At 69.4% G+C, this 25,892-nt stretch carries 27 protein-coding genes; 19 read left to right on the forward strand and 8 right to left on the reverse strand.

Annotated features, from left to right (window positions below; translation table 11 throughout):
* Positions 1–10 precede the first annotated feature (10 nt).
* From ACFFJD_RS10220 to ACFFJD_RS10235, 4 genes are all read left to right on the forward strand, one after another.
* Positions 11–523 (forward strand): hypothetical protein, encoded by a 513-nt coding sequence (locus tag ACFFJD_RS10220; RefSeq protein ID WP_382363737.1) that lies wholly within the window; start codon positions 11–13, stop codon positions 521–523.
* Positions 520–1,734 (forward strand): CaiB/BaiF CoA transferase family protein, encoded by a 1,215-nt coding sequence (locus ACFFJD_RS10225; RefSeq protein WP_382363739.1) that lies wholly within the window; start codon positions 520–522, stop codon positions 1,732–1,734. The genes ACFFJD_RS10220 and ACFFJD_RS10225 overlap by 4 nt, the downstream gene beginning before the upstream one ends.
* 10 nt (positions 1,735–1,744) lie before the next feature.
* Positions 1,745–2,515 (forward strand): HAD-IIB family hydrolase, encoded by a 771-nt coding sequence (locus ACFFJD_RS10230; protein WP_382363741.1) that lies wholly within the window; start codon positions 1,745–1,747, stop codon positions 2,513–2,515.
* A gap of 75 nt (positions 2,516–2,590) precedes the next feature.
* A complete protein-coding gene (locus ACFFJD_RS10235) occupies positions 2,591–3,523 on the forward strand; it encodes an intradiol ring-cleavage dioxygenase (RefSeq protein ID WP_382363742.1) in 933 nt (310 codons plus the stop codon).
* Here ACFFJD_RS10235 and ACFFJD_RS10240 read toward each other — a convergent pair whose 3' ends face one another.
* Positions 3,524–4,333, reverse strand: a complete 810-nt coding sequence (locus ACFFJD_RS10240) for a tyrosine-protein phosphatase (RefSeq protein ID WP_382363744.1) — start codon at positions 4,331–4,333, stop codon at positions 3,524–3,526.
* Between the two features lie 114 nt (positions 4,334–4,447).
* On the opposite strand from ACFFJD_RS10240, the gene thyX reads away from it, so the two are divergent.
* From thyX to ACFFJD_RS10270, 6 genes are all read left to right on the forward strand, one after another.
* The gene (gene thyX / locus ACFFJD_RS10245; RefSeq protein ID WP_382363746.1) at positions 4,448–5,197 is read left to right on the forward strand and encodes an FAD-dependent thymidylate synthase; all 750 of its coding nucleotides are present in this window, start codon (positions 4,448–4,450) and stop codon (positions 5,195–5,197) included.
* A gap of 38 nt (positions 5,198–5,235) precedes the next feature.
* Positions 5,236–6,141, forward strand: coding sequence for a 4-hydroxy-tetrahydrodipicolinate synthase (gene dapA / locus ACFFJD_RS10250; protein ID WP_382363748.1), 906 nt, complete (start codon positions 5,236–5,238; stop codon positions 6,139–6,141).
* A complete protein-coding gene (locus ACFFJD_RS10255; RefSeq protein ID WP_382363750.1) occupies positions 6,141–7,994 on the forward strand; it encodes a ribonuclease J in 1,854 nt (617 codons plus the stop codon). The genes dapA and ACFFJD_RS10255 overlap by 1 nt, the downstream gene beginning before the upstream one ends.
* Before the next feature lie 13 nt (positions 7,995–8,007).
* Positions 8,008–8,640 (forward strand): TIGR03085 family metal-binding protein, encoded by a 633-nt coding sequence (locus ACFFJD_RS10260; protein WP_382364460.1) that lies wholly within the window; start codon positions 8,008–8,010, stop codon positions 8,638–8,640.
* A 96-nt stretch (positions 8,641–8,736) separates the two neighbouring features.
* Complete coding sequence (locus ACFFJD_RS10265) at positions 8,737–11,658, forward strand: FtsK/SpoIIIE family DNA translocase (RefSeq protein WP_382363752.1); 2,922 nt, start codon at positions 8,737–8,739, stop codon at positions 11,656–11,658.
* 205 nt (positions 11,659–11,863) lie between these two features.
* Entirely contained in the window at positions 11,864–12,859 is a 996-nt protein-coding gene (locus tag ACFFJD_RS10270; RefSeq protein WP_345312397.1) for a TerC family protein, read from the forward strand.
* On the opposite strand, the gene ACFFJD_RS10275 is transcribed toward ACFFJD_RS10270, so the two are convergent.
* The gene (locus ACFFJD_RS10275) at positions 12,819–13,103 is read right to left on the reverse strand and encodes a YciI family protein (RefSeq protein WP_382363754.1); all 285 of its coding nucleotides are present in this window, start codon (positions 13,101–13,103) and stop codon (positions 12,819–12,821) included. The two genes, ACFFJD_RS10270 and ACFFJD_RS10275, sit on opposite strands and share 41 nt — an antisense overlap.
* 34 nt (positions 13,104–13,137) lie before the next feature.
* Complete coding sequence (locus ACFFJD_RS10280) at positions 13,138–13,671, reverse strand: amino-acid N-acetyltransferase (RefSeq protein ID WP_345312395.1); 534 nt, start codon at positions 13,669–13,671, stop codon at positions 13,138–13,140.
* Between the two features lie 71 nt (positions 13,672–13,742).
* Between ACFFJD_RS10280 and pgsA the strand changes: the two genes are divergently transcribed.
* From pgsA to ACFFJD_RS10315, 7 genes are all read left to right on the forward strand, one after another.
* Positions 13,743–14,342, forward strand: a complete 600-nt coding sequence (pgsA, locus tag ACFFJD_RS10285) for a CDP-diacylglycerol--glycerol-3-phosphate 3-phosphatidyltransferase (RefSeq protein WP_382363756.1) — start codon at positions 13,743–13,745, stop codon at positions 14,340–14,342.
* Between the two features lie 93 nt (positions 14,343–14,435).
* Complete coding sequence (locus ACFFJD_RS10290; protein ID WP_345312393.1) at positions 14,436–14,735, forward strand: helix-turn-helix domain-containing protein; 300 nt, start codon at positions 14,436–14,438, stop codon at positions 14,733–14,735.
* 67 nt (positions 14,736–14,802) lie between these two features.
* The gene (locus ACFFJD_RS10295; protein ID WP_382363758.1) at positions 14,803–15,591 is read left to right on the forward strand and encodes a PspA/IM30 family protein; all 789 of its coding nucleotides are present in this window, start codon (positions 14,803–14,805) and stop codon (positions 15,589–15,591) included.
* 14 nt (positions 15,592–15,605) lie between these two features.
* Positions 15,606–16,796 (forward strand): glycosyltransferase, encoded by a 1,191-nt coding sequence (locus ACFFJD_RS10300; RefSeq protein ID WP_382363760.1) that lies wholly within the window; start codon positions 15,606–15,608, stop codon positions 16,794–16,796.
* Positions 16,787–16,981: a DUF3046 domain-containing protein gene (locus ACFFJD_RS10305; protein WP_382363761.1), complete on the forward strand. Its 195-nt coding sequence runs from the start codon at positions 16,787–16,789 to the stop codon at positions 16,979–16,981. Before ACFFJD_RS10300 ends, ACFFJD_RS10305 begins: the two co-directional genes overlap by 10 nt.
* Before the next feature lie 168 nt (positions 16,982–17,149).
* Positions 17,150–18,193, forward strand: coding sequence for a recombinase RecA (recA, locus tag ACFFJD_RS10310; RefSeq protein WP_345312481.1), 1,044 nt, complete (start codon positions 17,150–17,152; stop codon positions 18,191–18,193).
* A 20-nt stretch (positions 18,194–18,213) separates the two neighbouring features.
* A complete protein-coding gene (locus tag ACFFJD_RS10315; protein WP_382363763.1) occupies positions 18,214–18,711 on the forward strand; it encodes a regulatory protein RecX in 498 nt (165 codons plus the stop codon).
* 20 nt (positions 18,712–18,731) lie between these two features.
* Here the strand turns inward: ACFFJD_RS10315 and ACFFJD_RS10320 are convergent, their stop codons facing one another.
* Genes ACFFJD_RS10320 through ACFFJD_RS10335 form a run of 4 tightly spaced genes read right to left on the reverse strand, consistent with a single transcriptional unit; the run spans position 18,732 to position 22,103 of the window.
* On the reverse strand, positions 18,732–19,664 hold the full coding sequence (locus ACFFJD_RS10320; protein ID WP_382363765.1) for an amino acid ABC transporter permease: 933 nt from the start codon (positions 19,662–19,664) through the stop codon (positions 18,732–18,734).
* Positions 19,661–20,344, reverse strand: a complete 684-nt coding sequence (locus tag ACFFJD_RS10325) for an amino acid ABC transporter permease (protein WP_382363767.1) — start codon at positions 20,342–20,344, stop codon at positions 19,661–19,663. Before ACFFJD_RS10325 ends, ACFFJD_RS10320 begins: the two co-directional genes overlap by 4 nt.
* Entirely contained in the window at positions 20,345–21,373 is a 1,029-nt protein-coding gene (locus ACFFJD_RS10330) for a glutamate ABC transporter substrate-binding protein (RefSeq protein WP_382363769.1), read from the reverse strand.
* A 1-nt stretch (position 21,374) separates the two neighbouring features.
* The gene (locus ACFFJD_RS10335) at positions 21,375–22,103 is read right to left on the reverse strand and encodes an amino acid ABC transporter ATP-binding protein (RefSeq protein WP_382363771.1); all 729 of its coding nucleotides are present in this window, start codon (positions 22,101–22,103) and stop codon (positions 21,375–21,377) included.
* A 109-nt stretch (positions 22,104–22,212) separates the two neighbouring features.
* Here ACFFJD_RS10335 and miaB point away from each other — a divergent pair, with 109 nt between their 5' ends.
* Together miaB and ACFFJD_RS10345 are read left to right on the forward strand one after the other, a co-directional pair.
* The gene (gene miaB / locus ACFFJD_RS10340) at positions 22,213–23,754 is read left to right on the forward strand and encodes a tRNA (N6-isopentenyl adenosine(37)-C2)-methylthiotransferase MiaB (RefSeq protein WP_382363773.1); all 1,542 of its coding nucleotides are present in this window, start codon (positions 22,213–22,215) and stop codon (positions 23,752–23,754) included.
* A complete protein-coding gene (locus ACFFJD_RS10345) occupies positions 23,754–24,422 on the forward strand; it encodes an Rv2732c family membrane protein (RefSeq protein ID WP_382363775.1) in 669 nt (222 codons plus the stop codon). The genes miaB and ACFFJD_RS10345 overlap by 1 nt, the downstream gene beginning before the upstream one ends.
* A 10-nt stretch (positions 24,423–24,432) precedes the next feature.
* Here the strand turns inward: ACFFJD_RS10345 and ACFFJD_RS10350 are convergent, their stop codons facing one another.
* Positions 24,433–25,815: a DUF349 domain-containing protein gene (locus tag ACFFJD_RS10350; RefSeq protein WP_382363776.1), complete on the reverse strand. Its 1,383-nt coding sequence runs from the start codon at positions 25,813–25,815 to the stop codon at positions 24,433–24,435.
* Positions 25,816–25,892: the final 77 nt, after the last annotated feature.

Genomic DNA, 25,892 nt, shown 5'->3' on the forward strand with positions numbered 1-25,892 from the left:
GGTCACTGAGGTGACTGAGATCGAAATCTACGGCCAGTGGCACACCCCGCTCCCGGGCGGCACGGCGGCACACCTGGCCGTTGCGGCGCAGGGCGAACAGTACGCCGTGCTCTACAACGACACCGGCGACTGGGACGCGCTGGCCTTCGCTTACGACGAGGAGGCCGCGCGCCGGGCCGCCGGCCTGATCGGGCACATCATCGCGATGCCCGAGCACGCGCGGATCGGCGGGGACGGCGTGCTCTCCGGCGCCGGTACCGAGCACCCGGGCGTCGAATGGGTGACCCCCGACGAGGTGCTCGAGGATCCCAACGCCGCGGTGCGCATCGCCGGCCATTCCATGCGCCGCCTGCACGTGGTGCCCAGCGTCGACGGCGACGTGCTCGGTCTTCTCGATCCGGACACCGAACCCAACGATCTGGCCGAGTTCGTCTCGGTGGCCGCCGCGGATGCGTTCATCGCGGTGATCGACGCGCTGATTCGGAATCCGGCGTACTCCGTCGACGCCGGCGACCAGTCGTGACCGGCGGCGCGCGGCAGCAGCGTCTGCCCCTCGAGGGTGTGCGGGTGCTGGAGCTGGGCAACTACATCGCCGCGCCGTCCGCGGGACGGCTGCTGGCCGATTTCGGCGCCGAAGTGATCAAGATCGAACGCGAGAGCGGCGACGAACTGCGCAACTGGCGCCTGTACGCCGGCGAGACCTCGATGCTGTTCCGCACCATCAACCGGAACAAGAAGTCGATGGTGCTGGACCTGCGGACCGAGGAGGGCCGCGAGGACGTGCGGACCCTCGCCGGGCACTGCGACGTGGTGCTGGAGAACTTCCGTCCCGGCACGCTGGAGAAGTGGGGTCTGGGACCGGACGAACTCAGCCGGGACAACCCCGAACTCATCATCGTCCGGATCTCGGCCTTCGGGCAGACCGGGCCGTACGCCGAGCGCCCCGGCTTCGCGGCCGTCGCCGAAGCCTACGGCGGCTTCCGGGAACTGGTCGGCGACCCGGACCGGCCGCCGGTACGCACCGGCGTGTCGATCGGCGATTCGATCGCCGGACTCTACGGGGCGTTCGGCGCGGTGATGGCCCTGTACGAAGGACTGCGGCGACGGGACGCGGCCGCCGAACCACTGCCGGTGGCCGACCGGATCGTCGACGTGGCCCTGCACGAGGCCATCTTCTCGATGATGGAGTCGCTGATCCCGGACCTGGGCGCGTACGGCGTGCGCCGTGAGCGCACCGGCGGCCGCATGCAGGGCATCGCGCCGTCGAACGCCTACGTCTGCGGCGACGGTTTCTCGGTGGTGATCTCCGGCAACGCCGACGGCATCTTCGGCGGCTACATGCGGGCCATCGGACGGCACGACCTGGCCGCAGATCCCGACCTGGCCGACAACGACGGACGCTGGCGCCGGCGCGACGAGATCGACGACGCGATCGGGGAGTGGACCGGGGCGCGTACGCGCGACCAGGTGCTCGCCGAACTGGAGACGGCGGGGGTGCCGGCGGGGCCGATCTACACGGCGGCCGACATCGTCGCCGACCCGCAGTATGTGGCGCGCAACATGATTCAGGAGTTCGAAGTCGACGCGGGCGGCGCCGAACCGGCGCGGGTGGGCTTTCCCGGGGTGGTGCCGGTCCTCGGCGGAAAGTCCCTGCCCATCCGGTCGCTGGGCCCGGAGATCGGCGAGCACACCGAAGAGATCCGCGCCCGCTTCCTGCGTCCGGGGCCAGGCTAAGCTGACCGGCATGGCTGACGGACTCACGCACAATGGCAAGACCTACCGACTGGTCATGTTCGACCTCGACGACACCCTGGCCCCGTCGAAGACGGCGATGGCCGACGAGATGGTCGCACTGTTCCGCGAGATGCTCGCCTCCTCGCTCGGCTGCATCATCTCCGGCGGGCAGATGGGCCAGTTCCAGAGCCAGGTCCTGGACCGGCTCGGCGAGTTCGAGCACCGGGGCAATCTGCACCTGATGCCGACCAACGGCACCCGCTACCTGCGCTGGGCGGACCCCGAGTGGGAGACCGTCTACGCCGAGGAGCTGTCCGAGGACCAGAAGTCGCGCGCGCTGGCCGTGGTCGAGGAGGGTGCCCGGGCGCTCGGCCTGTGGGAGACGCAGACCTGGGGACCGATCCTGGAGGACCGGGGCAGCCAGATCACCTTCAGCGCGCTCGGCCAGTCCGCGCCGGTGGACGCCAAGACGGCATGGGATCCCGACGGCCGCAAGAAGGAGTCGCTGCGCGCCTACGCCGCCGAGCGGCTGCCGGACCTGGAGGTCCGCAGCGGCGGTTCCACCTCCGTCGACATCACCGCCAAGGGCATCGACAAGGCCTACGGCGCGCGTCGCCTGATGGAGATCCTGGGTCTGAGCACCGACGACATCCTGTTCTTCGGCGACCGCTTGGACGAGGGCGGTAACGACCGCCCGGTGATGGACCTGGGCATCGACTCGATCCCGGTGCACGGTTGGGAAGACACCTACGCCAAGCTCGCCCCCATCGTCCGGGGCTAGCGCACGCCGCCGGTCGCGGCGAACCGACAGCGCACCCACAGCGACCGGACAGGAACGGCGCTTAGGGTCGGGACCATGCACCCACGATTCCGCCGCAATCGCCGCCCCGATGACACCGACGTCCCGACCCTGGACGGGGCGCTGACCCGCCGCGGAGTGCTCGCCGGTGCCGGCGGGCTGGGTCTGGCCGGGGTGCTCGCCGCCTGCGGGGCCGACGAGCAGGCCGCCTCATCGGGATCGACGGCCGCGTCGTCCTCGGCCGCGACGCAGGCCGTCGGCGCCGGAGACGACCTGCTGAGCGAGCTGCTGGCGCAGGCGCCGCAATGTCCCACCACCAGCGAGGCCACCGAAGGTCCGTACTGGTTCGATGTGGACCGCATTCGGGCCGACATCCGCGAGGACCGCGAGGGCGTGCCGCTGGAATTGGCGCTGCGCGTGGTGGACCTGGACGACTGCCGGGTGGACGGCGACCCGGCGCCGGTGCGCGATGCGGTGGTGGAGATCTGGCACTGCGACGCCGAGGGCGACTACTCGGGTTTCGAAAGCGCCTCCGCGGGGACCCCCGGTGGGGGACCGGGAGGCGGGAGTCCGGGCGGGGCGCCCGGCGGCAACGACGCGAGCGGCAGCGTCTCGGACGGCTCCTACAGTTCCGGCGACCGGGAATCCTCGCCGTCGGATGCCAAGACCTACCTGCGTGGGGCCCAGTCGACCGATGCGTCCGGCATCGTGCGTTTCACCAGCATCTTCCCGGGCTGGTATCGGGGTCGCACGGTGCACATCCACCTGCGGGTGCACCTGAACAAGACCACCGCGCGCACCAGCCAACTGTATTTCGACGACGCTCTCAGCGATGCGCTCTTCGCCGCCCACAGCCCCTACGACGGGCACCAGGGTCGCGACACCCGCAACAGCGACGACGGCATCTACGACGCCATCGGACTGCTGAAGGCTCAGCAGTCCGACGGCACCGTGTACGCCGCGGTCAACCTCGGTATCCGCGCGAACTGACTACTGTGCGGTCGCGCCCTGGGTGAGCATCGCGGTCCGGATCGACGCGATGTCCTTGTCGCTCAGGCGCAGCCCCTTGTGCAGGTAGCCGTCGAAGCTGCCGTACATCCGGTCGGCGTGCGCGAACGCGCCGCGCAGCCAATTGACGTCGACACCGGTGTTGTTGGCCAGGAAGTCGGCCTCGATGGTCGCCATGTCGGCCCCGGCGATGCGCAGCAGCACCGCGGCCAGCCAGCCGGTGCGGTCACGGCCCGCGCTGCATTGGATCAGCACCGAGTCGCCGCGGTCGACGGTGGTGGCCACCTCGAGCAGCGCGCTCCGGTAGGCCTCGCGGGCGCCCGGATTGTCGACGAAGGTGCGGTACATGCCGGGGAAGTCGGCCGAGCCGGCCAGCGGGGCCAGCGCCATCACGTCGGCCACGACCACCTTGGCGCCGGGCACCGGGCGGTTGGGCTTGAGCTGGCGCTCGAAGGTGGTGCGCAGATCGATGATGGTTCTCACGTCCCGGCGCCGGAGTTCGGCGATCCCGGCGTCGGTCAGATTCTGCAGGTCACCGCTGCGGATCACCCGGTCGGTGAGGGCCTGACCGTCGGTGTTCCGGTAGTTGCCGAAGGTGCGCGCGTTGTAGACGCCGCCGAGGGCCACGCGATCGGGAGCGGGAACCGCGCGCTGCGTCTGCGGCCCACTCTGCTGCCCCTGCGGGGTGGCGGCGGCGGGCGCGGCCTGCACCAGATACGGCGCGAAGCCCACCGCCACGGCGGCGGCGAGGGCCACGGCACGGCGGGTGGTGATCATCGGGAGGGGCTTCATCGATCGGCGCTCACTTCGTGACATGGTGGGGGACAACGAACATCGGTCGATGAGTATATAAGTGCCCGCTGCGTGCTATTGGTCGTCGGCCTCGCAGATCTCCAGGAGGATCCCGTGCCGGACTTGGTGGCGCTCAACGTGCAGTTGGTGGCGTCGACGACGTTCACGTCTCCGCAAGTGCCGTGGACCAGCGATGCCGACGGCGGGGAGGCGCTCATCGAGTTCGCCGGCCGCGCCTGCTTCGAGAGCTGGGACAAACCGAACCCGCGGACCGCCACCAACGCCGGTTATGTGCGGCACGTGTTGGAGGTGGGGCACACCTCGCTGTTCGAGCACGCCAGCGCCTCCTTCTACATCACCGGCATCTCGCGCTCGTGCACCCACGAACTCATCCGGCACCGGCACTTCTCGTATTCGCAGCTGTCCCAGCGGTTCGTGCCCGAGCACGATGCCAACGTCGTCGCGCCGCCGGCGATTCGCGGGGACGCCGAACTCGAAGCGCTCTTCCTGGCCGCCACCGACGCCAGCCGGGCCGCCTACAGCGACCTGCTCGGCCGGTTGGAGGAGAAGTTCGCGGGCGTGCCCAATGCGATCCTGCGGCGCAAGCAGGCCCGGCAGGCGGCGCGGTCGGTGCTGCCCAATGCCACCGAGACGCGCATCGTGGTGACCGGCAACTACCGCGCCTGGCGGCACTTCATCGGTATGCGGGCCACCGAACACGCCGACACCGAGATCCGGCAGTTGGCCGTCGAATGCCTGCGGCAGCTGATTCAGTTGGCGCCGACGGCATTCGGCGACTTCGAGATCGATGTCCTGGCCGACGGCACGGAGGTCGCCACCTCGCCGTTCCCGTTCGAGGGCTGAGCGACGTCGGTCGGGCCTGGTGCGGTAGCGTGAGGCCCATGAATTCGCCTGCCACCGGGGGAGATGCTGCGCCCTTCGGAACGAACTCCGTTGCCATGGTCACCCCGTTCGACGTCGACGGAAACCTGGACCTGGACAAGGCCGCTGAGCTGGCCGATCATCTCGTCTCCGGCGGCCTCGACGGGCTCGTCGTCTCCGGGACCACCGGGGAGTCGCCGACCACCACGCCCGCCGAGAAGAACGAACTGCTGCGCGTGGTGCTCGACGCGGTCGGCGATCGTGCACGAGTGGTGCAGGGGGCGGGCAGCTACGACACGGCCGAGACCGTGCTGCGGGCCCGCGAGGCCGCCGAGATCGGTGCGCACGGACTGCTGATCGTCACGCCGTACTACTCCCGTCCGCCCCAGCGCGGCCTCCTCGCGCACTTCCGCACCGTCGCCGACGCCACCGACCTGCCGGTGATGCTTTACGACATCCCGCCGCGTTCGGTGGTGCCGCTGGAGTTCGAGACCATCCTCGCGCTCGCCGAGCACCCCAACATCAAGGCGATCAAGGACGCCAAGGGCGACCTGCACCAGGCCCGCAAGGTGATGGCGCAGACCGGCTTGCAGTACCTCAGCGGCGAGGACGCCCTGAACCTGCCGTGGCTGGCCGTCGGCGCGAGCGGTTTCGTCAGCGTCATCGGCCACCTGGTCCCCGGACGCCTGGCCGCCCTGCGCGACGCCGTGGCCGCCGGCGATCTGGCGACCGCGCGGGTGCTCAACGACTCGATGGCACCGTTGGTCGAGGCCATGGGCCTGACCGGCGGCGTCACCATGGTCAAGACCGCGCTGCGAATGACCGGCTTCGACGTCGGTGATCCGCGATTGCCGCAAGTGTCGGCCGATCCGGGGCAGATCGAACAGATTCTGACCCTGCTGCGCCAGGCCGAGGTGATCGCGTGATGACCGGTCCGGGCCGCTCGCAGCGTCGTCGTTCCTCCCGCCAGGCCGGACCGCCGGCCGCGGACGCGCCGACGCAGAAAAAGAAGAAGGCCGCGGCCAACGCGCCGCACCCGGCCGCCGAGGCGGCCACCGGTTCGGGCGTCACCGCCGACCACCTGGAGCGGCTGCCCGCTCCGCCGCCGCTGGTCGAGGGCGGCCTGCGCATCGTCGCGCTCGGCGGCATCGGCGAGATCGGTCGCAACATGACCGTCTTCGAGTACGCCGGTCGCCTGCTGGTGGTCGACTGCGGCGTGCTGTTTCCGGAGGATCAGCAGCCCGGCGTGGACCTGATCCTGCCCGACTTCCGGTACATCGAAGACCGGGTGGACGAGATCGAAGCGATCGTGCTCACGCACGGCCACGAGGACCACATCGGCGCGGTGCCGTTCCTGCTGAAGCTGCGCCCGGACATCCCCGTGGTGGGCTCGCGCTTCACGTTGGCCCTGGTGGCCGCCAAGTGCCGCGAACATCGCCTGCGACCCAAGCTCATCGAGGTGCGCGAAGGCGACCGCGAGTCCTACGGCGACTTCGACTGCGAGTTCTTCGCGGTCAACCACTCCATCCCGGACGCGCTGGCCGTGGCGATGCGGACCCCGGCCGGCCTCGTGCTGCACACCGGCGACATCAAGCTCGACCAGTTGCCGCTGGACAACCGCCTCACCGACCTCGGCGGCTTCAGCCGACTCGGCGACGAGGGCGTCGACCTGTTCCTGGTCGATTCCACCAACGCCGAGGTGCCCGGCTTCGTGACCCCCGAGCGGGAGATCGGCGTGGTGCTCGACGGCGTGATCGGCAAGGCGCGCCAGCGAGTGATCGTGGCGTCGTTCGCCTCGCACGTGCACCGCATCCAGCAGATCGTCGACGTGGCCCATCGGTACGGGCGCCGCGTCAGCTTCGTGGGCCGCTCGATGGTCCGCAACATGGCCATCGCCCAGGATCTGGGCTACCTGCACGTGCCCGAGGGCGTCGAGGTGGACATCGACACCGCCGCCACGCTGCCCGACGACAAGGTGGTGCTGGTCAGCACCGGCAGCCAGGGCGAACCGCTCTCGGCGCTGTCCCGGATGGCCCGCGGCGATCATCGCCAGATCAACATCCGCGCGGACGATCTCGTCGTCCTGGCGTCGTCGCTGATCCCCGGTAACGAGAACTCCGTGTTCGCGGTGGTCAACGGCCTGGCCAAGCGCGGTGCCACGGTCATCACCCAGGCCAGTGCCAAGGTCCACGTCTCCGGTCACGCCTCGGCCGGTGAGCTGCTGTACCTGTACAACGCGGTCCGGCCGTCCAACGCGATGCCGGTGCACGGCGAATGGCGCCATCTGCGTGCCAACGCCGCGCTCGCCGAGGCGACCGGCGTCCCCGCCGACCGCATCGTGCTCGCCGAGGACGGGGTGACCGTCGACCTCGTGGACGGTCGTGCGCGGATCTCCGGCAAGGTGCCCGTCGGCTTCGTCTACGTCGACGGCCTGTCGGTGGGCGACGTGAGCGAATCGACCCTCTCGGATCGACTGGTGCTGGGGGAGGGCGGTTTCATCGCCATCACCGTGGCCGTCGACGACCGGACCGGGCGGGCGGTGAGCCGGCCGCAGGTCTCCGGCCGCGGCTTCTCCGACGATCCGGATGCGCTCTCGGCGGCCGCGGATCTGGTCGACAAGACGCTTGCCGAACTGGCCGGCGAAGGGATCACTGATTCGCACCGCATCGCTCAGGGCATCCGCCGGGTGGTGGGACGCTGGGTGGCCCAGACCTACCGGCGTCGGCCGATGATCGTGCCGACGGTCATCGAGGTCGCCGGCGACGAAACGGTCGGCTGACCCGGTGTTCGGGGTGAACTGGGCGCGCGTGGAGCGTCGCGGCCTGGTCGAGGCGATGCGCCGCGAAGGGCCGGAGGCCCCGACGCTGTGCACCGGCTGGACCACCCGTGACCTGGCCGTGCACCTGCTGCTGCGCGAACGCCGGCCGGACGCCGCGGCGGGGATGTTCCTGCCGCCGCTCGGTGCGTGGACCGGCCGGGTGACCCGCGGGTACATCGCGCGGGACTACGACGAGCTCCTCGACGACGTGGAGGCGGGCCCGCCCTGGTATTCGCCGTTTGCGCTGGCCGACAAGTACGTCAACCTCGCGGAGATGTTCGTGCACCACGAGGACGTGCTGCGCGGCGGCGCCGATCCCACCGGCCCCTGGATGCCGCGGCAGCTGGCACCCGAACTCAGTACGGCGCTGGAACTGCCCCTGAAGATGATGGGCCGGGTGACGATGGGCAAGTCGCCGGCGCGGGTGCAGCTGTGCGCGCCGGACGGGCGCGAGCTTCTCAGCGTCGGGAGCGGCGAGCCGGTCACCGTGAGCGGTGCGGTCGGCGAACTGGTGCTCTTCGCCTTCGGCCGGGCACCCGTCGATGTCACCTTCCGCGGCGACCCGGCCGTGGTCGCGCTGCTGCAGACCGCGCGCCGCTCGGTCTAGATTCCGGCCGTCCGCGCGCGTCGTGTCGAAGTTGTGATCCGACGCGCGCTGTTGCGGGTGTTACTGGAGTGAAGCTAAGGCACTAGGCTTGCAGCTATGGCTTCTCAGGCAAGCGCGCGTAGCCGCACGTCCTCTTCCGGGCGTGCGACCAGTTCCCGGTCCCGTTCGGGATCCGGCACCACCTCCCGGACCGCACCTCGGCCGTCGGAGCGAGCACGGACCACCGACCGTCGATCGCGCGCCGCGGACCGCCCGACCGCCGGGAAGCGTCCCGCGGCCGGAACACGAGGAGCGGCCGGAAGCCGCTCGGCACGCCCGGCGGCCCGGCCCAACAAGTCCCAAGAGCCGCGACACCGTCCGTCCGCGGTCGGCACCGTCGGCCGGGGCGTGGGCCGGGGTCTGGTCAACACCTGGAATCTGACCGCACGCGGCCTCGGCAGCCTGGCCCGCCTCGGGTCGGCCCCGGAGATCGACCCCGACGACGACACCGCGCTCGCCCCGGAGCGGTCCGCCCGGCGCGACGGCGTCGGGCTGGCACTGACCCTGGTGGCCGCGCTCGTCATCGCTGGGGTCTGGTTCGGGGTGCCCGCCGCGGTCGGCGCGTTCGTCGATGCGCTGATCCGTTACGGCATCGGCTCGCTGGCCTACCTGCTGCCGGTGGTGCTGCTGGTGATCGCCGTCGCCCTGATGCGGCGCGGCCCGAACCCGGCGCGTCGGCTCCGCAACGTCGGCGGCGGCCTGCTGCTGGGCATGTCCGCCCTCGGCCTGACCCACCTGGTGCTGGGTGCGCCGACCGGCTCGCCCGCGCGTTCGGAGGCCGCCGGCTTCTTCGGCTTCGCCCTCGGCTCCCCGCTGACCCAGGCTGTGACCGTGTGGGTGTCGGTACCGCTCCTGGTGGCCTGCGGCGTGGCCGGACTGGTGGTCCTCAGCGGCTACTCGGTGCGTGAACTGATCGACGGCACCAGCGCCTACCTGGGCATCGGCGCCTACCGCTACGCCGACGACGAGTACGACGAGAATTACGACGCCGACGACGAGTTCGACGCAGACGAGTTCGACGACGAGTTCGCGGACGACGCCGCGGCGGCCGACGACGCCGATCGGGCCGAGGCGAGCGTGCTCGACGAGTTCGCGGCCGACCGCGTCGACGACGCCGACGACGGGTGGGGCGATCCGTACGAGAACTATCCGCCCGACGAGCGTCGCCGCCCCGCGCCGCGCGCCCGACGTGAGCCCCTCCGGCGCACCCCCGCGCGCCCGGAGCGTCGTCCGGCCCGGCCCACCGCCGGCGCCACCCGTGACGAGCACATGACCGATCTCTACACCGAGCCGCTGCTGGACGCGCCGATCGAGCAGCAGATCACCGAGCCCATCGAGCCGATGGCACCGATCGCCGCGCCGACCCCGGCGCCGCGTCGGCAGGCGGCACGGCAGAGCCCGGCACGCCAGAGCCCGGCTCCGCGGACCGAGCCGAAGTCTGCGCCGAAGCCGACGCCCGCGCCGCGTTCTGCCACGTCGGAGTCCGGCTACGTGCTTCCGTCCACCGACCTGTTGGTGCACGGTGATCCGCCCAAGCTGGGCAGCGCGGCCAACGACGAGATGATCGACCGCCTCAACGGTGTCCTGGAGCAGTTCAAGGTCGATGCGGCGGTGACCGGCTACACCCGCGGTCCCACCGTGACCCGCTACGAGGTGGAACTCGGGCCCGCGGTCAAGGTGGAGAAGATCACCCAGCTGCAGCGCAACATCGCCTACGCGGTGGCCACCGACAACGTCCGCCTGCTGGCCCCGATTCCTGGCAAGTCGGCGGTCGGCATCGAGGTGCCCAACGCCGACCGGGAGATGGTGCGTCTGGCCGACGTGCTGACCGATCCCGACGTCGAGGCCGACACCCATCCGATGGTCATCGGGCTCGGCAAGGACATCGAAGGCGACTTCGTCAGCGCCAACCTGGCCAAGATGCCGCACCTGCTGGTGGCCGGCTCCACCGGTTCGGGCAAGTCGAGCTTCGTGAACTCGATGCTCGTCTCGCTGCTGACCCGCGCCACGCCCGAAGAGGTGCGGCTGATCCTGATCGATCCGAAGATGGTGGAGCTGACCCCGTACGAAGGGGTCCCGCACCTGATCACCCCGATCATCACCGAGCCGAAGAAGGCCGCGGCGGCCCTCGCCTGGCTGGTGGAGGAGATGGAGCAGCGCTACCAGGACATGAAGGCCTCGCGCGTGCGGCACATCAACGACTTCAACACCAAGGTGCGCACCGGTGAGATCACCACGCCGCTGGGCTCCGAGCGCGAGTACAAGCCCTATCCGTACATCCTGGCCGTGGTCGACGAGCTCGCCGACCTGATGATGACCGCGCCCCGCGACGTCGAGGATGCGATCGTGCGGATCACGCAGAAGGCCCGTGCCGCCGGTATCCACCTGGTGCTGGCCACGCAGCGTCCGTCGGTGGACGTGGTGACCGGTCTGATCAAGACCAACGTGCCGTCGCGGCTCGCCTTCGCCACCAGCTCGCTGACCGACTCGCGGGTGATCCTGGATCAGCCGGGCGCGGAGAAGCTGATCGGCATGGGCGACGGACTGTTCCTGCCGATGGGGGCGAACAAGCCGATCCGCATGCAGGGCGCGTTCATCACCGACGAGGAGATCAACGACGTCGTCGAGGCCGCCAGGGAACAGTCCGAGCCGGAGTTCGTCGAAGGCGTCACCGCGGCCAAGGCCGGGGACAAGAAGGACATCGACGCCGACATCGGCAACGACCTCGACGACCTGCTGCAGGCGATCGAACTGGTGGTGTCCAGCCAGTTCGGCTCCACCTCGATGCTGCAGCGCAAGCTGCGGGTGGGCTTCGCCAAGGCCGGTCGCCTGATGGACCTGATGGAGACGCGCGGCGTCGTGGGCCCCAGTGAAGGCTCCAAGGCGCGCGAGGTGTTGGTCAAGCCCGAGGACCTGGCCGGCGTGATCGCGTCGATCACCGGCGGGGGCGACCCGGACGAGGAGACGCCGCCCTTCTGATTGGGCGCGGTCGGTCGTCGAAGAGTACGATCGATCTAACGATCAGGAGGGGAGTATCCCCCCGACGGCGATCTCGTCAATACGATTGCGCTGTCCCGATGTGCCGATCACACCGGGACCGCCCAGTCCGGGACGCCGGTCCGCACCGCGGATGGGAGAGACCTCCAGCATCGCTTCCTTAGTGACGCGCGCTGGAGGTTCTGCCGTGGATGTTTCCTTACTCACCTGGGTGATCACCTGTGTGGTGATCCTCGGGCTCTTCGTTTTCGACTTCTTCTCGCACGTGCGTGTGCCGCACGAACCCACGTTGCGCGAGTCCGGCTTCTGGTCGGCGGTGTACATCGGATTGGCCCTGGCCTTCGGCGGTTTCGTCTGGTGGAAGTGGGGCGGCACCTTCGGCGGGGAGTACTACGCCGGTTTCGTCACCGAGAAGGCGTTGTCGGTGGACAACCTCTTCGTCTTCGTGGTGATCATGACCAAGTTCATGGTGCCGCGCATCTACCAGCAGAAGGTGCTGCTCCTGGGCATCGTGATGGCCCTGGTGATGCGCGGTGGCTTCATCGCGGTCGGCGCGGCGGCCATCGCCGCCTACAGCTGGGTCTTCTACCTGTTCGGCGCCTTCCTGCTGCTGACGGCCGTGAAGCTGCTGTCCGAGAGCGGCGAGCCGGTGGAGCATGAGCGGGAACGGGAAGGCCGCATCGAACGCTTCGCGAAGCGTTTCCTGCGGACCACCGACACCTACGACGGCGACAAGCTGTTCACCCGTATCGACGGCAAGAAGATGGCCACGCCGCTGCTGATGGTGCTGATCGTCATCGGTTTCACCGACGTACTGTTCGCGCTGGACTCGATTCCGGCGATCTACGGACTTACCCAGGAGCCGTACCTGGTGTTCACCGCCAACGCCTTCGCGCTGATGGGTCTGCGCCAGCTGTACTTCCTGCTCGGCGGCCTGCTGGACAAGCTGATCTACCTGTCGTACGGGCTGTCGCTGATCCTGGCCTTCATCGGTGTGAAGCTGGTGCTGCACGCGCTGCACGAGAACACTCTGAGCTTCATCAACGGCGGCGAACACGTCGCGGTGCCGGAGATCTCCACCCCGGTGAGCCTGGCGGTGATCGGTGGCACCCTGGTGGTGACCACCGTCGCCAGCCTCGTGGTCAGTCGCCGAAGGGCCCGAAAACTTGCTTCCACTCGGTGATCCGCACGGCGTCGATGGCGCCTACTGACGCGAACGGGTCCTGCGCCATCAGCTGCGCAGCGGCCCGTTCGTCGTCGGCGGCGACGATCAGCACCGCGGCGGAACCGTCGCTGTAGGGCCCGACCAGCAGGATGTCGCCGGCCTCGTAGGAGGTCTGCAACCACTGGCGGTGGACGGGGCGGTGTTCGTCGCGGAGGGCGGCCTTGGCGGCGCCGTAGGTGTATTCGACTGCGAATTTCGGCATGCGCCGACTTTAGCCGGGCCGCTGCTCGCCGGTGTCAGAGGATGACGAGCATCCGGGTGTTGCCCAGGGTGTTGGGCTTGACGTAGCTCAGGTCCAGGAACTCGGCCACGCCGGTGTCGTAGGAGCGGCACATCTCCTCGAAGACCGCGTGGGTCACCGGGGTGCCCTCGATCTCGGTGAACCCGTGCCGACCGAAGAACTCCGTCTCGAAGGTCAACACGAAGACCCGGGCCAGTTCCAGTTCCCGCGCCACCTCCAGCAGGCGGGCGACCAGGTGGTGGCCGACGCCGCGGCCGGCGACGGCGGGATCGACCGCCACGGTGCGGACCTCGCCCAGGTCGTCCCAGAAGACATGCAGTGCGCCGCAGCCGACCACGGTGCCGTCGACCTCGGCCACCCAGAACTCCTGGACCGACTCGTACAGGGTCACCAGGTTCTTGCCGAGGAGGATTTCTCCCGCGTAGATGTCGACGAGTTCCTTGATGCGGATCACGTCCGAGGTCCGGGCTCGTCGCACGATCGGCGGGGTCGTCTCGGTGGGACGGCGGGCCGGTTGCGCAGTGGACATGAAAGAACACAATAGACCGGTCCGGGCATCCCGCGGCGACGGGCGCGAACCGGGGCCGATAGTCTGACGGTGTGACCGACCCACTTCCACAGGCGCAATCGCCGCTGCCCGCGGTTCCCGTGCTCAACGTGGCCAATGGGTTGACGGTGTTCCGGATCGTCCTCGTGCCGGTGTTCCTGGTGGTCCTGTTCGTGGCCGACGGCACCGAGACCCCCTGGCGCATCGCGGCCTTCGTGATCTTCGCCGTCGCGGCGATCACCGATCAGCTCGACGGGCGCATCGCGCGGTCGTGGGGACTGGTGACCGACTTCGGCAAGCTCGCCGACCCGATTGCCGACAAGGCACTGATCGGTGCGGCCCTGCTGGGTCTGTCCGTGCTGGGCAGCGTGCCGTGGTGGGTGACCGTGGTGATCCTGGTCCGCGAACTCGGCGTGACGCTGCTGCGCTTGTGGGTGGTGCGGCACGGAGTGATCGCGGCCAGCCAAGGCGGCAAGATCAAGACGCTGCTGCAGTCGGTGGGCTGTGGTCTTCTGGTGCTGCCGCTGACCGGAGTGGCCTTCGACGTGGCGCTGTGGATCCTGTACGCGGCAGTGGCGGTCACCGTGCTGACCGGGCTGGACTACGTCTGGCGGGCGACGGTGCTGCGCCGGACGGCGACGCTTTCGGACTGACCGACGCGCGCGATTCCCGTCGACGCCGTATCGAAAATTCCGATAGGGTCGACAGACAAGAAGACTGCAAGACACAGCGAGAAGGAGCGGTCGTTGGCTTTACTGCTGCGGGAGGCGCTCGGTGACGAATTGCGCCGACTTCGAATGGATCAGGGACGCACTCTGCGCGAGGTATCGACCTCGGCGCGGGTGTCGCTCGGGTATCTGTCCGAGGTGGAACGCGGGCAGAAGGAAGCCTCCAGCGAGCTCCTCGCCGCCATCTGCGTGGCACTCGAAGTCCCCGTCGGCACCGTGCTGACCGAGGTCGGCCGCACGATGACCCCGCCGGTCATCGAAGTGGTGCCGACCGACCCGCTCGCCGGCGGTGCCGGCGGCGCGCTCGCCGCCGCCTGACCCGCGGCGCGGAACCCGACCATCGCCCGACCGACAATCGTTCGACCAGCAAGGGAATCTGACGAAAATGGCCAACCCATTCGTGAAGCTGTGGCGTTACCTGACCGCCTGGGGCAATGACACGATCGACCAGCGCGCCGACCCGCGCATCCAGATCGAGCAGGCGATCGGCGACGCGCAGCGTCAGCACGAGGCGCTGTCGAAGCAGGCCGCGGCCGTCATCGGCAATCAGCGCCAGGTCGAGATGCGGTTGAACCGCCAGCTGGAGAAGATCGAGCAGTTGCAGGGCAACGTCCGTCAGGCGTTGACGCTGGCCGATCAGGCCGCGTCCGCCGGCGACGCGCGCAAGACCACCGAGTACACCAACGCCGCCGAGGCGTTCGCCGCCCAGCTGGTCACCGCCGAGCAGAGCGTGGAAGACCTGAAGGTGCTGCACGACCAGTCGCTCAACGCGGCGGCCTCGGCCAAGCAGGCCGTCGAACGCAACGCGGTGATCCTCAAGGGCAAGCTGGACGAACGCACCAAGCTGCTCGGCCAGCTGGAGCAGGCCAAGATGCAGGAGCAGGTGAGCGCCTCTCTGAACCAGATGAGCGAGCTGACCGCACCGGGGAACACCCCCAGCCTGGATCAGGTGCGCGAGAAGATCGAGCGCCGCTACGCCAACGCCCTCGGTTCGGCTGAGCTCGCCCAGGACTCGGTGAGCGGTCGGATGATCGAGGTGGAGCAGGCCAGCGTGCAGATGGCCGGGCACGCCCGCCTCGAGCAGATCCGCGCCAGCATGGGCCTGCCCGCCGCACCCGCGCAGGCGCAGGTGGAGTCCGGCGAGCCCGAACAGCAGGGGCAGGCCGGCCACTGAGCCGGATCGCCTTCGTGGCCGGCTCCGATGCCGGCCACGCCCTGTCCAGCCTCGGACTGGCGTCGGCCTTCGCCGCCGCCGGTCACGACTGCGTCGTCTACACCGGGACCCGGTGGGAGGAAGCCGCGGCACGTCGGGGCCTCGTCGTCCGTGACCTGCCGGGCCTGGCGGCCCGTCCCGGCGAGGACGACTCCGATGCGGGGGCCAAGCTCAGTGTGCGGGCCGCACGCATGGCGCTCGAACTCGCGCCGCTGCTCGCCCTCGACGGCTTCGATCTGGTGGTCAGCGACTCCATCACGCTGGCCGGTGGCTGGGCCGCCGAGCTGATCGGTGTGCCGTGGATCGAGATGTCTTCGCATGTGCTGTACGACCAGTCGCGCGGGCTGCCGCCGATCGGCGCCGGGATGGCCGTCGGCCGCGGCTGGCGCGGACGACAGCGCGACCGCCTGCTGCGCGGTCTCGGCGCCCGCTCACAGGCTCGCGGCCGGGCCCAACGTGCCCGGGCCCGCCGCGGCATCGGGCTGCCGCCGGTGCCTGCGCCGTCGGCCCGGTTCGTGGCGACCCTGCCCGGGTTGGAGGAGCCGCGTCCGGACTGGCCCGCACGCACCCACCTGATCGGGCCCTGCCTCTTCGAACCGACCGACGACGAGTTCACCGTGCCGCCGGGGGACGGCCCCCTGGTGGTGGTCTGCCCCTCCACCGCCGAATCGGGTTCGGACGAGCTCACCCCGGTGGCCTTCGCCGCGCTCGCCGAACTGCAGCGCCCCGGCGCCTGGGGGCGCGGTGCGCCGCGCGTGGTCTTCTCGGGGTTGACGCAGCCCGCCGAGGCGGATGCACTGCCCGACGGTCTGGTGTCCGGGCTGGGCAGGCAGGACCTGCTGCTGGCCGACGCCGACCTGGTGATCTGCGGCGGCGGGCACGGACTGCTGGCCAAGGCGCTGTCGGCGCGGGTGCCGGTGGTGGTGGTGCCCGGCGGCGGCGACCAGTGGGAGCTGGCCAACCGTGTCGGACGCGCGGGAGCCGGGGAAGTGATCCGGCCGGTGACCAGGGAAGCGATGACCGCGGCGATCATCCGGGTGCTCGAGGATCCGTCGTACGCGGCCGCCGCGACGGCGCTGGCCGCCACGGCCCGGCAGACGACCGATCCGGTGGCGCAGGCGCAGCGAATTCTCGACGAGCGGAAGCGGGTGCACGCATGCGACTGACCGAGTTCACCGAGTTCATGTACACCGAGTTCGGTCGGCGGGCGGCCGACGCGATGCTGGTGGACTACGCGATCCTGGAGCTCGGCGGCCGCACCGGTGCGGCGGCCATCGACGAGGGCGTGGATCCCCGGATCGTGTGGCGGGCGCTCTGCCGAGAGTTCGACGTGCCGCCGGAGCGCTGGTAACGGCGTGTCGACTTGCGCTCGAACACCTGTTCGTTGATCCTGGAGGGGAACCGAACGGCGCCCCGAAGCGTCTAACTACTACCGCGGGTCACTGCGGACAGCACGATTGTCCGAGGCGCGACCTACCCTGGGGACATGACCGGCAAGCAGAAGAATCGAGCAAAGACCATGGCAGTTTCGGCGGATCGCCAGAAAGCACTCGACCTGGCACTCGCGCAGATCGAGAAGAACTACGGCAAGGGCTCGGTCATGCGACTGGGCGAAGAGAATCGCCCGCCGATGGAAGTGATTCCGACCGGTTCGGTGGCCCTGGACATCGCGCTCGGTGTGGGCGGTCTGCCCCGCGGCCGCGTGGTGGAGGTCTACGGTCCGGAATCGTCGGGTAAGACCACGGTGGCGCTGCACGCGGTCGCCAATGCGCAGGCCGCGGGCGGACTGGCCGCGTTCATCGACGCCGAGCACGCGCTGGACCCCGAATACGCCGCCAAGCTGGGCGTCGACGTCGACGCGCTGCTGGTGTCCCAGCCGGACACCGGCGAGCAGGCGCTGGAGATCGCCGACATGCTGATCCGCTCCGGCGCGCTCGACATCCTGGTGATCGACTCGGTGGCCGCGCTGGTGCCCAAGGCCGAGATCGAGGGCGAGATGGGCGACAGCCACGTCGGTCTGCAGGCCCGCCTCATGAGCCAGGCGCTGCGCAAGATGACCTCGGGGCTGAACAACTCGAACACCACCGCGATCTTCATCAACCAGCTCCGCGAGAAGATCGGCGTGATGTTCGGTTCGCCGGAGACCACGACCGGCGGTAAGGCGCTGAAGTTCTACGCCTCGGTGCGCCTGGACGTGCGTCGCATCGAGACGCTCAAGGACGGCACCGACGCGGTGGGCAACCGCACCCGCGTCAAGGTGGTCAAGAACAAGGTCGCTCCGCCGTTCAAGCAGGCCGAGTTCGACATCCTCTACGGCCACGGCATCAGCCGCGAAGGCTCGCTGATCGACCTCGGGGTGGCCGAGGGCTTCATCCGCAAGTCGGGCTCGTGGTTCACCTACGAGGGCGACCAGCTGGGTCAGGGCAAGGAGAACGCCCGCAAGTTCCTGCTGGAGAACCCGGACATCGCCGCCGAGATCGAGCTGAAGATCAAGAGCAAGCTGGGTATCGGACCGAACCTGGCCGACCTGGACGAGCCGGTGCCGGCGCCGGTCGACTTCTGATCCGAGTGACGGACCGTTCCGTGTCCGACCGCACGGGCCCGTCCGCCTGGGATGTCGCACTGCGACTTCTCGGCGTGCGGGCCCGCAGTCGTGCCGAAATCGCCGAGCGCCTGGCGCGCCGCGAGTTCGACGAGGACGTCATCGCCGACGTGCTGGACCGGCTGGCCGAGTCCGGGCTGCTCGACGACGACGAGTTCGCCCACGAATGGGTGCAGTCGCGGCACCGGTACTCCGGGCGCGGTCGGGTGGCGCTGCGCCGGGAACTGCGCACCAAGGGCGTCGACGAGGAGACCATCGACACCGCCCTGGCCGAGATCGACCCGGAGGACGAACGCGCGCAGGCGATGACCCTGGCGGCCAAGAAGCTGGCCTCGTCGTCGCTGGACCTGTCCGATCGGGACGACCGGGCCAAGGCCTACCGCCGGCTGGCAGGCCTGCTCGGGCGCCGGGGCTTCCCCCCGGAGATGGTCTCGTCGGTGGTCGCCGAGACGCTCCGGCAGGGGGCCCCAGGCGCCTGAGTCCCAGACGCCTGAGCCCGTCAGAACTGCCGGTCGGGGTGGTTCAGCCGCGGCTTGTGGCCGGTGCCGCTGTAGCCCGGAACGTTCTCCATCGCGCGCAGGTCGGCGACGTCGGGGTCCGGCGCGTCGGTCTGGCGGCGACCGCTGCGCAGACGCTTCTCCAGCAGGTTGGCCAGTCCGGTGAGGCAGAAGTTGATGATGATCATCACGGCGGCCACCACCAGCAGCGACGGCAGGTAGTTGCCGAAGTACGAGCCGGCCTTCATGCCCGAACGCACCACTTCGATGTAGCCGATGGCGTAGCCCAGGGCGCTGTCCTTGAGCGCGATGACCATCTGGGCCACCAGGGCCGGCAGCATCGCGGTGACCGCCTGCGGCAGCAGGATCAGCCACATCGTCTGCGCCTTGCGCAGACCGATCGCCTTGGCCGCCTCGGTCTGTCCGTTCGGCAGCGACTGGATACCGGCGCGCAGAATCTCGGCGATCACCGAGCCGTTGTAGATCGTCAGACTGATCACGACGGCGGCGAACGCCAGTTGCGAGGACGGGAACAGCGCGTACGCGGCGAACATGAAGTACAGGAAGTAGATCAGGATCAGCACTGGGATGGCCCGGAAACCCTCGACCAGGATCGCCGAGGGCACCCGCACCCAGGCGTGATCGGACAGTCGTCCGATGCCGAGCAGGGTGCCGACGATCACCGCCAGCACGATCGACAGGGCCGCTGCCTTGATGGTGCCCCAGAGTCCGGGCAGGAGCCAGGTGGTCCAGGTGGAGCCCTGAACGAACGGCTCCCACTTCTCGGCGGTCAGCTGCCCGTTGTCGGCCAGCACCAGGACGATCCAGGTGACCAGGGCGATCACCGCGACGCCGAAGACCAGCGCGATGATCCGGTTGCGGATCCGGGCCTTCGGTCCGGGAGAGTCGTACAGGACTGTTGCGTGCGTGCTCATCGCTTCACCGCCCAACGCTTGGCCGCCCAGCCGAAGAGAGCACCCTCGGCGAGCGTGATGATCATGAATCCGATCGCGAAGATCGCGAAGATGACGAGGATCTGATCGGAGAAGTTCTCCAGTTCCTCCTTCATCAGCAGCGCTGCTTCGCCCACGCCGATCATCGAGGCGATGGTGGTGTTCTTGGTCAAGGCGATCAGCACCGATCCCATCGGGGCGATCACCGAACGCAGCGCCTGGGGCAGGACCACCAGGGAGAAGGTCTGCGAGAAGTTGAGCCCGATGGAGCGCGCGGCCTCGGCCTGGCCCAGCGGGACGGTGTTGAAGCCGGCGCGCAGGGTCTCGGCGACGAAGGTCGATGTGTAGACGATGAAGCCGAGCACCGCGAGCCGGAAGTTGTTGTTGGCGATGAAGCTCGCGTTGTCCTGGGCCAGGGTGAGGCCGAGGTTCTGATACAGGCCCACCGAACAGAGCAGGATGATCAGGGTGAGGGGGGTGTTACGGACCACGTTGACGAAGGTGGTCGCGAACCACCGCATCACCGGAACCGGAGACACCTTCATGCCGGCCAGCAGCACGCCCAGGATGAGGGCGCCGATCGCCGACCAGAAGGTCAATTGGATGGTGAGCCAGAAGGCCGGCCACAGCTGTGGCCCCATCTCCTGCCAGAGGTCGCTCATCTATTTCGCTCCTTCCGGGCACGGCGTCGAAGCTGCGTCGAGGAAGCTCAGGTCGCCGGGCGTCGGGGTGAACACGTAGTGGGAGTCGGGCGCGTCGGCGCGGGCGATCATCTCGTCGACGGTCTGGTCGCCGAGCTGATCGCGCAGGCTCTGCTCCCAGGGGGAGTAGCGCTGACCGGCGGGAACCTCGAGCATGGCCGTCAACGCGTCGTTGACCTGCTGCACCGCCTCGGGGAACTCCTTGGCCATGCCGATCCCGTAGTACTCGGTGGAGAACGGGGTGCCGGCGGTCTTCCACGCCTTCTTGACGCACACGTCACTCGGGTAGGTCATCGGCACCAGGCGGAACTCGCCGGGCCAGCGGTTGGCGTAACCGGCCAGAATCACCTCGTCGGTGGTCATCGCGTCGACCTTGTCGCGACGCAGCGCCTCCACGCACGACGAGTAGGAGTCGTACTCCTGCAACTGCACGTCGGGCAGCAGGTTCTTCACGTTCTGGGCGGGGGTGGAACCGGCCACCGAGCAGAGCTTCTTCCCGCGCAGATCCGCCAGCGAGTTGAGGTTCTTGTCGTCGTCGCGGACCAGCAGGCCCTGGTAGGTGACGAAGTAGGGGCCGGCGAAGTCGACGTCCTTCATGCGGTTCTTGGTGATGGAGTACGTGGCGGCGATGGTGTCGACCTCGCCGTTGCGGATGAAGGTCTCACGCTGGGCCGACGGGGTCTCCTTCCACGTGATCGACGGGTGCGGTACGCCCATCTGGTCGGCGAGCCGGTTGACCACGTAGGTCGAGACGGTCGCATCGAAGCCGGTGATGGCGCCGCCGGGATTCTGCAGGCCCAGCCCCGGCTGATCGAACTTGGTGCCCAGGACCACGTTGCCGGAGCGGATGCTGGCCAGCAGGTCGCGGGGGCCGGTGTTGCCGCAGGCGGTGAGCACGACGCCGACGAGGGTCAGCACCGCGCCCAGCGCGGCGAACCGGCGCACGCGGGCGGTGCGGTGACGGGTGGGGGTGCGGACGGGTGTGTGCATGTCAGTGACCCAGGATCTTGGACAGGAAGTCGCGTGCGCGCTCGGACTTCGGGGCCGAGAAGAAGCTCTCCGGATCGGTGTCCTCGACGAGCTCGCCGTCGGCCATGAACAGGATCCGATCGGCCGCCTTGCGGGCGAAGCCCATCTCGTGGGTCACCACCACCATGGTCATGCCCTCGCGAGCCAGGGACACCATCACGTCCAGCACCTCGGAGACCATCTCTGGGTCCAGCGCGGAGGTGGGCTCGTCGAACAGCATCACCTTGGGAGCCATCGCCAGGGAGCGAGCGATGGCCACGCGCTGCTGCTGGCCGCCGGACAGCTGCGCCGGGTACTTGTCCTTCTGCGAGGCCACGCCGACGCGGTCGAGCAGCTCGATCGCCCGCTTCTGGGCGTCGGCCTTGTTCATCTTGCGGACCTTGGTGGGGCCCAGGGTGACGTTCTGCAGGATCGTCTTGTGCGCGAACAGGTTGAACGACTGGAAGACCATGCCGACGTCCGACCGCAGCCGCGCCAGGTCGCGTCCCTCGGCGGGCAGGACTTCGCCCTCGATCAGGATCTCGCCGCTGTCGATCGGCTCCAGCCGGTTGATGGTGCGGCACAGCGTGGACTTGCCCGAGCCCGACGGCCCGAGCACGACGACCACCTGGCCTTTCGGGATCGACAGGTTGATGTCCTTGAGCACATGCAGGTCGCCGTAATGCTTCTGCACGTCTTGCATGGCGATCATGGGGGTCTCCCGCGACGTAGTCATAAGGCCTAAGTGTCGGGGGGCACTTTCGTTGGGATTTGCCTCACGGCGCGGCTGGCTGATTTGCCCGGGGCCGTACCCTGGAGGGGTGAGTAGTGCCCTCGACGACCCCGCGCGTTCCTACGCGGTACGTACCTACGGCTGCCAGATGAACGTGCACGACTCCGAGCGGATCTCCGGACTCCTGGAGGACGCCGGATACGTGCGCGCCGAACCGGACACCGAAGCCGACCTGGTGGTCTTCAACACCTGCGCCATCCGGGAGAACGCCGACAACAAGCTGTACGGCAACCTGTCGGCGCTCGCGCCGGTGAAGAAGCAGCGGCCCCGCATGCAGATCGCGGTCGGCGGCTGCCTGGCGCAGAAGGACAAGGACACCGTGCTGGCGAAGGCGCCGTGGGTGGATGTGGTCTTCGGCACACACAACATCGGTTCGCTGCCGGTGCTGCTCGAGCGCGCCCGACACAATGAGGCGGCCCAGGTGGAGATCCTGGAGTCGCTGGAGGCCTTCCCCTCCACGCTGCCGGCCAAACGCGAATCGGCCTACGCGGGCTGGGTGTCGGTCTCGGTCGGCTGCAACAACACGTGCACCTTCTGCATCGTGCCGTCGCTGCGCGGCAAGGAGGTCGATCGCCGTCCCGGCGATGTGCTGGCCGAGGTGCAGGCCCTGGTGGATCAGGGGGTGCTCGAGGTGACGCTGCTCGGGCAGAACGTCAACGCCTACGGCATGTCCTTCGCCGATCCGGAGATTCCGCGCGACCGCGGCGCTTTCGCGGATCTGCTGCGCGCCTGCGGAAAGATCGACGGCCTCGAACGGGTGCGGTTCACCTCACCGCATCCGGCCGAGTTCACCGACGATGTGATCGATGCGATGGCGCAAACGCCCAACATCTGTCCGCAACTGCACATGCCGCTGCAGTCCGGATCGGATCGGATCCTGCGGGCCATGCGGCGCAGCTATCGGCGCAGCAAGTTCCTCGGCATCCTCGACCGGGTGCGCGCGGCGATGCCCGATGCCGCCATCACCACCGACATCATCGTGGGCTTCCCGGGCGAGACCGAGGAGGACTTCCAGCAGACGCTGGAGGTGGTCGAGGCCGCCCGGTTCACCAGCGCCTTCACCTTCCAGTACTCGCCGCGACCGGGCACCCCGGCGGCGACCATGCCCGACCAGGTGCCGCCGGACGTGGTGGCCGACCGCTATCAGCGGCTGATCGCCCTGCAGGAGGGCATCTGCCTGGAGGCCAACGAGGCGCTGATCGGCACCGACGTGGAGCTGCTGGTGGTCGCCGACGGCCGGAAGAACTCCGCGACCGGACGGATGAGCGGCCGTGCCCGCGACGGTCGCCTGGTGCATTTCGAGCCGACCGGGGCAGTCTCGGGTGGGATTCGTCCGGGCGATGTGGTGCACACCCGCATCACGGCGGCGGCGCCCTTCCACCTGATGGCCGACGGCGGCATCACCGCGCACCGACGGACGCGCGCCGGTGACAGTTTTGAACAAGGATCCACCCCGACCACCGCGCCGGTCGGCGTGGGGCTGGGTTTGCCGACCCTGGGGCGCAAGGACGTCCCGGAGCCGGTGAACGCTTGCGGTGCGGGAGCGACGATGACAGGAGCGAACAGCTGATGAGCGATCAACCGAGCCGGGACCGCGAGGCCCTGCGGGCCTATGAGAAGGATCTGTCGAAGGCCGAGCGCAAGGTCGCCGGGGAGATCGATCCCGGTGCCCGCGGCATGGTGGTGGCCGTCTGCGTGCTGCTGGCCATGGTGTCCCTGCTGCTCATGCACGCCGGTTCGGCGAGCGGCCTGGAGGTGCTGACCAACGCGCCCGACGCCGACGCGGAGCGCATCGCGCTGCCGTCGCAGATCTTCGTGTGGCTGCTGGCCGTCTTCGGTGTCGCCGTCTCGATGCTGGCGCTGGCCACCCGACGCTGGGTGCTGGCCTGGATCGCGCTGTGCGGCTGCGCGGTGGCCGCGGTGGCGGGCATGCTCGCCATCTGGACGCGCAACACCACCGGGGTCGGCGGCCTGGAGCCGCCGAGCGGTGCCGGTGCCGGCCTGCTGCTGGGCTGGGCGGTGGTCATCGTGCTGACCTTCCACTGGTCGCGGGTGGTCTGGGCGCGCAGCACCTACCAACTCGCCCTGGAGGACGAACGTCGTCAGCAGGCGGCGATCGCCGAAGCCTTCTACCAGGCCCTGCGGGATCGTCGCGAGTCCGGTGTGCCCGGGCGCACGCAGCACCCGGCGTCGCCGACCGAAGCCGACGACGCGGGCGGCGAGCAGCCCACGCAGTAGACGCGGCGGGTCAGCGGTCGTTGACCGCTGACTTGGCCGCCTGCGCCCACTCGTCCCACTGCGTCGCCTGGGCGCGCAGGTCCGCCGCCTGCTTGTCCTTGCCCGCGGCGGCGGCCTTGTCGGCCTGTTCGGTGAGCTTGGCGGCCCGTTCGGCGAACTGCGCCACCCGGGCCAGGGCCTCGGGATCGGTGCGCTGCCACGCGCTGTCCTCGGCCTCGCGGATGCGCTTCTCCAGGGCGCGGACGCGGCCCTCGAGCACACTCATCTTGTCCCGCGGCACCATGCCGATCTCTTCCCAGCGGTCCCGGAAGGTCCGGAAGGCCCGACGCGCGGCCTCCAGATCGTCGGCCGGTCGGATCGTCTTCTCGGCCTCGTCGAGCAGCGCGGCCTTGGCCTCACCGTTCTTCTCGAACTCGGCGTCCCGTTCGGAGTTCACGGCGTTGCGCGCTCCGAAGAACACGTCCTGTGCGGCCTTGAAACGGGCCCACAGGGCATCATCGGCATCCCGGGGCGCCCGGCCGGCCGCCTTCCACTGGGTCAGCAGATCGCGGTAGCGGGCCGCGGTCTGCGCCCAGTCGGTGGAACCGGACAGTGCTTCCGCCTCGGCGATCAGCTCTTCCTTGCGGGCCTTGACCACGGCGCGTTCGCGGTCGAGCTCGGCGAAGTGGGCGCCGCGCCGACGATTGAAGGCGTCCCGGGCGCGCGAGTACCGCTTCCACAGGGCGTCGTCGGCCTTGCGGTCGACGCCCTTGATGGTCTTCCACTCCTCCAGGATGGCGCGCAGGCGGTCGCCGCCGTGCTTCCACTGCGTGGACTCGGCGCCGATGGCCTCGGCCTCGGTGGCCAGTTCGTCCTTGCGGGTCAGCGACTCGGTCCGGACCGCGTCGTGGTGCGCCACGGCCTCGCCGGTGCGGGTGCCGGCCCGTTCGACGATCGACGTCAGGCGCTTGGCGAGACCGTCGAGGTCGCCGAGCGCAGCGGCGTCGGGAAGTTGCTCGAGCAGATGGGCGGCGGCTTCCTGCGTCTTGCCGGGATCACCCGCGGCGTCGAGACGCTCCTCGAGGATCTCGGTCTCGGTGGCCAGGTCGGCGAACTTGCGAGCGAAGTGCGCCATGCCCTCCTCGACCGTGCCGGCCTGCCAGGAACCGATCGGGCGCTCCCCGTCGGCGGTCTTGCGCCAGACCGTCCCGTCCTCGTCGATGCGGCCGAACGCGTGCGGATCGCCGAGCTCGACGTGGTGCACGGCCACGGGCGGATGCGCGCCGGCCGTCGGACCGGGGCGGGGACCCGGTCGCGGACCGGGACGCGGGCCGGGACGCGGGCCGGGACGGGGGCCGGGGCGGGGCGGGGACGTCGGGGTGACGCTCGGGTCTTTGGGGGTGGGGGTGCTCATCGGTCGTCGCCCTTCAAGTTCGCGCCGCGCGTCACGGCTGCCCGCGAGCCCGAGCCGAAAGGGCCCGGGACTCCTCA

The organism is Gordonia phosphorivorans (assembly GCF_042432625.1).
GTDB lineage: Bacteria > Actinomycetota > Actinomycetes > Mycobacteriales > Mycobacteriaceae > Gordonia > Gordonia phosphorivorans.

Bases quoted from the DNA above. Each gene is read 5' to 3' on its own strand.
- ACFFJD_RS10275 (WP_382363754.1), bottom strand. From the start codon at position 13,103: ATGCCGAAATTCGCAGTCGAATACACCTACGGCGCCGCCAAGGCCGCC.
- ACFFJD_RS10265 (WP_382363752.1), top strand. From the start codon at position 8,737: ATGGCTTCTCAGGCAAGCGCGCGTAGCCGCACGTCCTCTTCCGGGCGT.
- ACFFJD_RS10295 (WP_382363758.1), top strand. From the start codon at position 14,803: ATGGCCAACCCATTCGTGAAGCTGTGGCGTTACCTGACCGCCTGGGGC.
- ACFFJD_RS10335 (WP_382363771.1), bottom strand. From the start codon at position 22,103: ATGATCGCCATGCAAGACGTGCAGAAGCATTACGGCGACCTGCATGTG.
- ACFFJD_RS10235 (WP_382363742.1), top strand. From the start codon at position 2,591: ATGCACCCACGATTCCGCCGCAATCGCCGCCCCGATGACACCGACGTC.
- ACFFJD_RS10325 (WP_382363767.1), bottom strand. From the start codon at position 20,344: ATGAGCGACCTCTGGCAGGAGATGGGGCCACAGCTGTGGCCGGCCTTC.
- ACFFJD_RS10320 (WP_382363765.1), bottom strand. From the start codon at position 19,664: ATGAGCACGCACGCAACAGTCCTGTACGACTCTCCCGGACCGAAGGCC.
- ACFFJD_RS10240 (WP_382363744.1), bottom strand. From the start codon at position 4,333: ATGAAGCCCCTCCCGATGATCACCACCCGCCGTGCCGTGGCCCTCGCC.
- ACFFJD_RS10230 (WP_382363741.1), top strand. From the start codon at position 1,745: ATGGCTGACGGACTCACGCACAATGGCAAGACCTACCGACTGGTCATG.
- ACFFJD_RS10305 (WP_382363761.1), top strand. From the start codon at position 16,787: ATGCGACTGACCGAGTTCACCGAGTTCATGTACACCGAGTTCGGTCGG.
- ACFFJD_RS10255 (WP_382363750.1), top strand. From the start codon at position 6,141: ATGACCGGTCCGGGCCGCTCGCAGCGTCGTCGTTCCTCCCGCCAGGCC.
- recA (WP_345312481.1), top strand. From the start codon at position 17,150: ATGGCAGTTTCGGCGGATCGCCAGAAAGCACTCGACCTGGCACTCGCG.
- dapA (WP_382363748.1), top strand. From the start codon at position 5,236: ATGAATTCGCCTGCCACCGGGGGAGATGCTGCGCCCTTCGGAACGAAC.
- ACFFJD_RS10350 (WP_382363776.1), bottom strand. From the start codon at position 25,815: ATGAGCACCCCCACCCCCAAAGACCCGAGCGTCACCCCGACGTCCCCG.
- ACFFJD_RS10280 (WP_345312395.1), bottom strand. From the start codon at position 13,671: ATGTCCACTGCGCAACCGGCCCGCCGTCCCACCGAGACGACCCCGCCG.
- ACFFJD_RS10345 (WP_382363775.1), top strand. From the start codon at position 23,754: ATGAGCGATCAACCGAGCCGGGACCGCGAGGCCCTGCGGGCCTATGAG.
- ACFFJD_RS10330 (WP_382363769.1), bottom strand. From the start codon at position 21,373: ATGCACACACCCGTCCGCACCCCCACCCGTCACCGCACCGCCCGCGTG.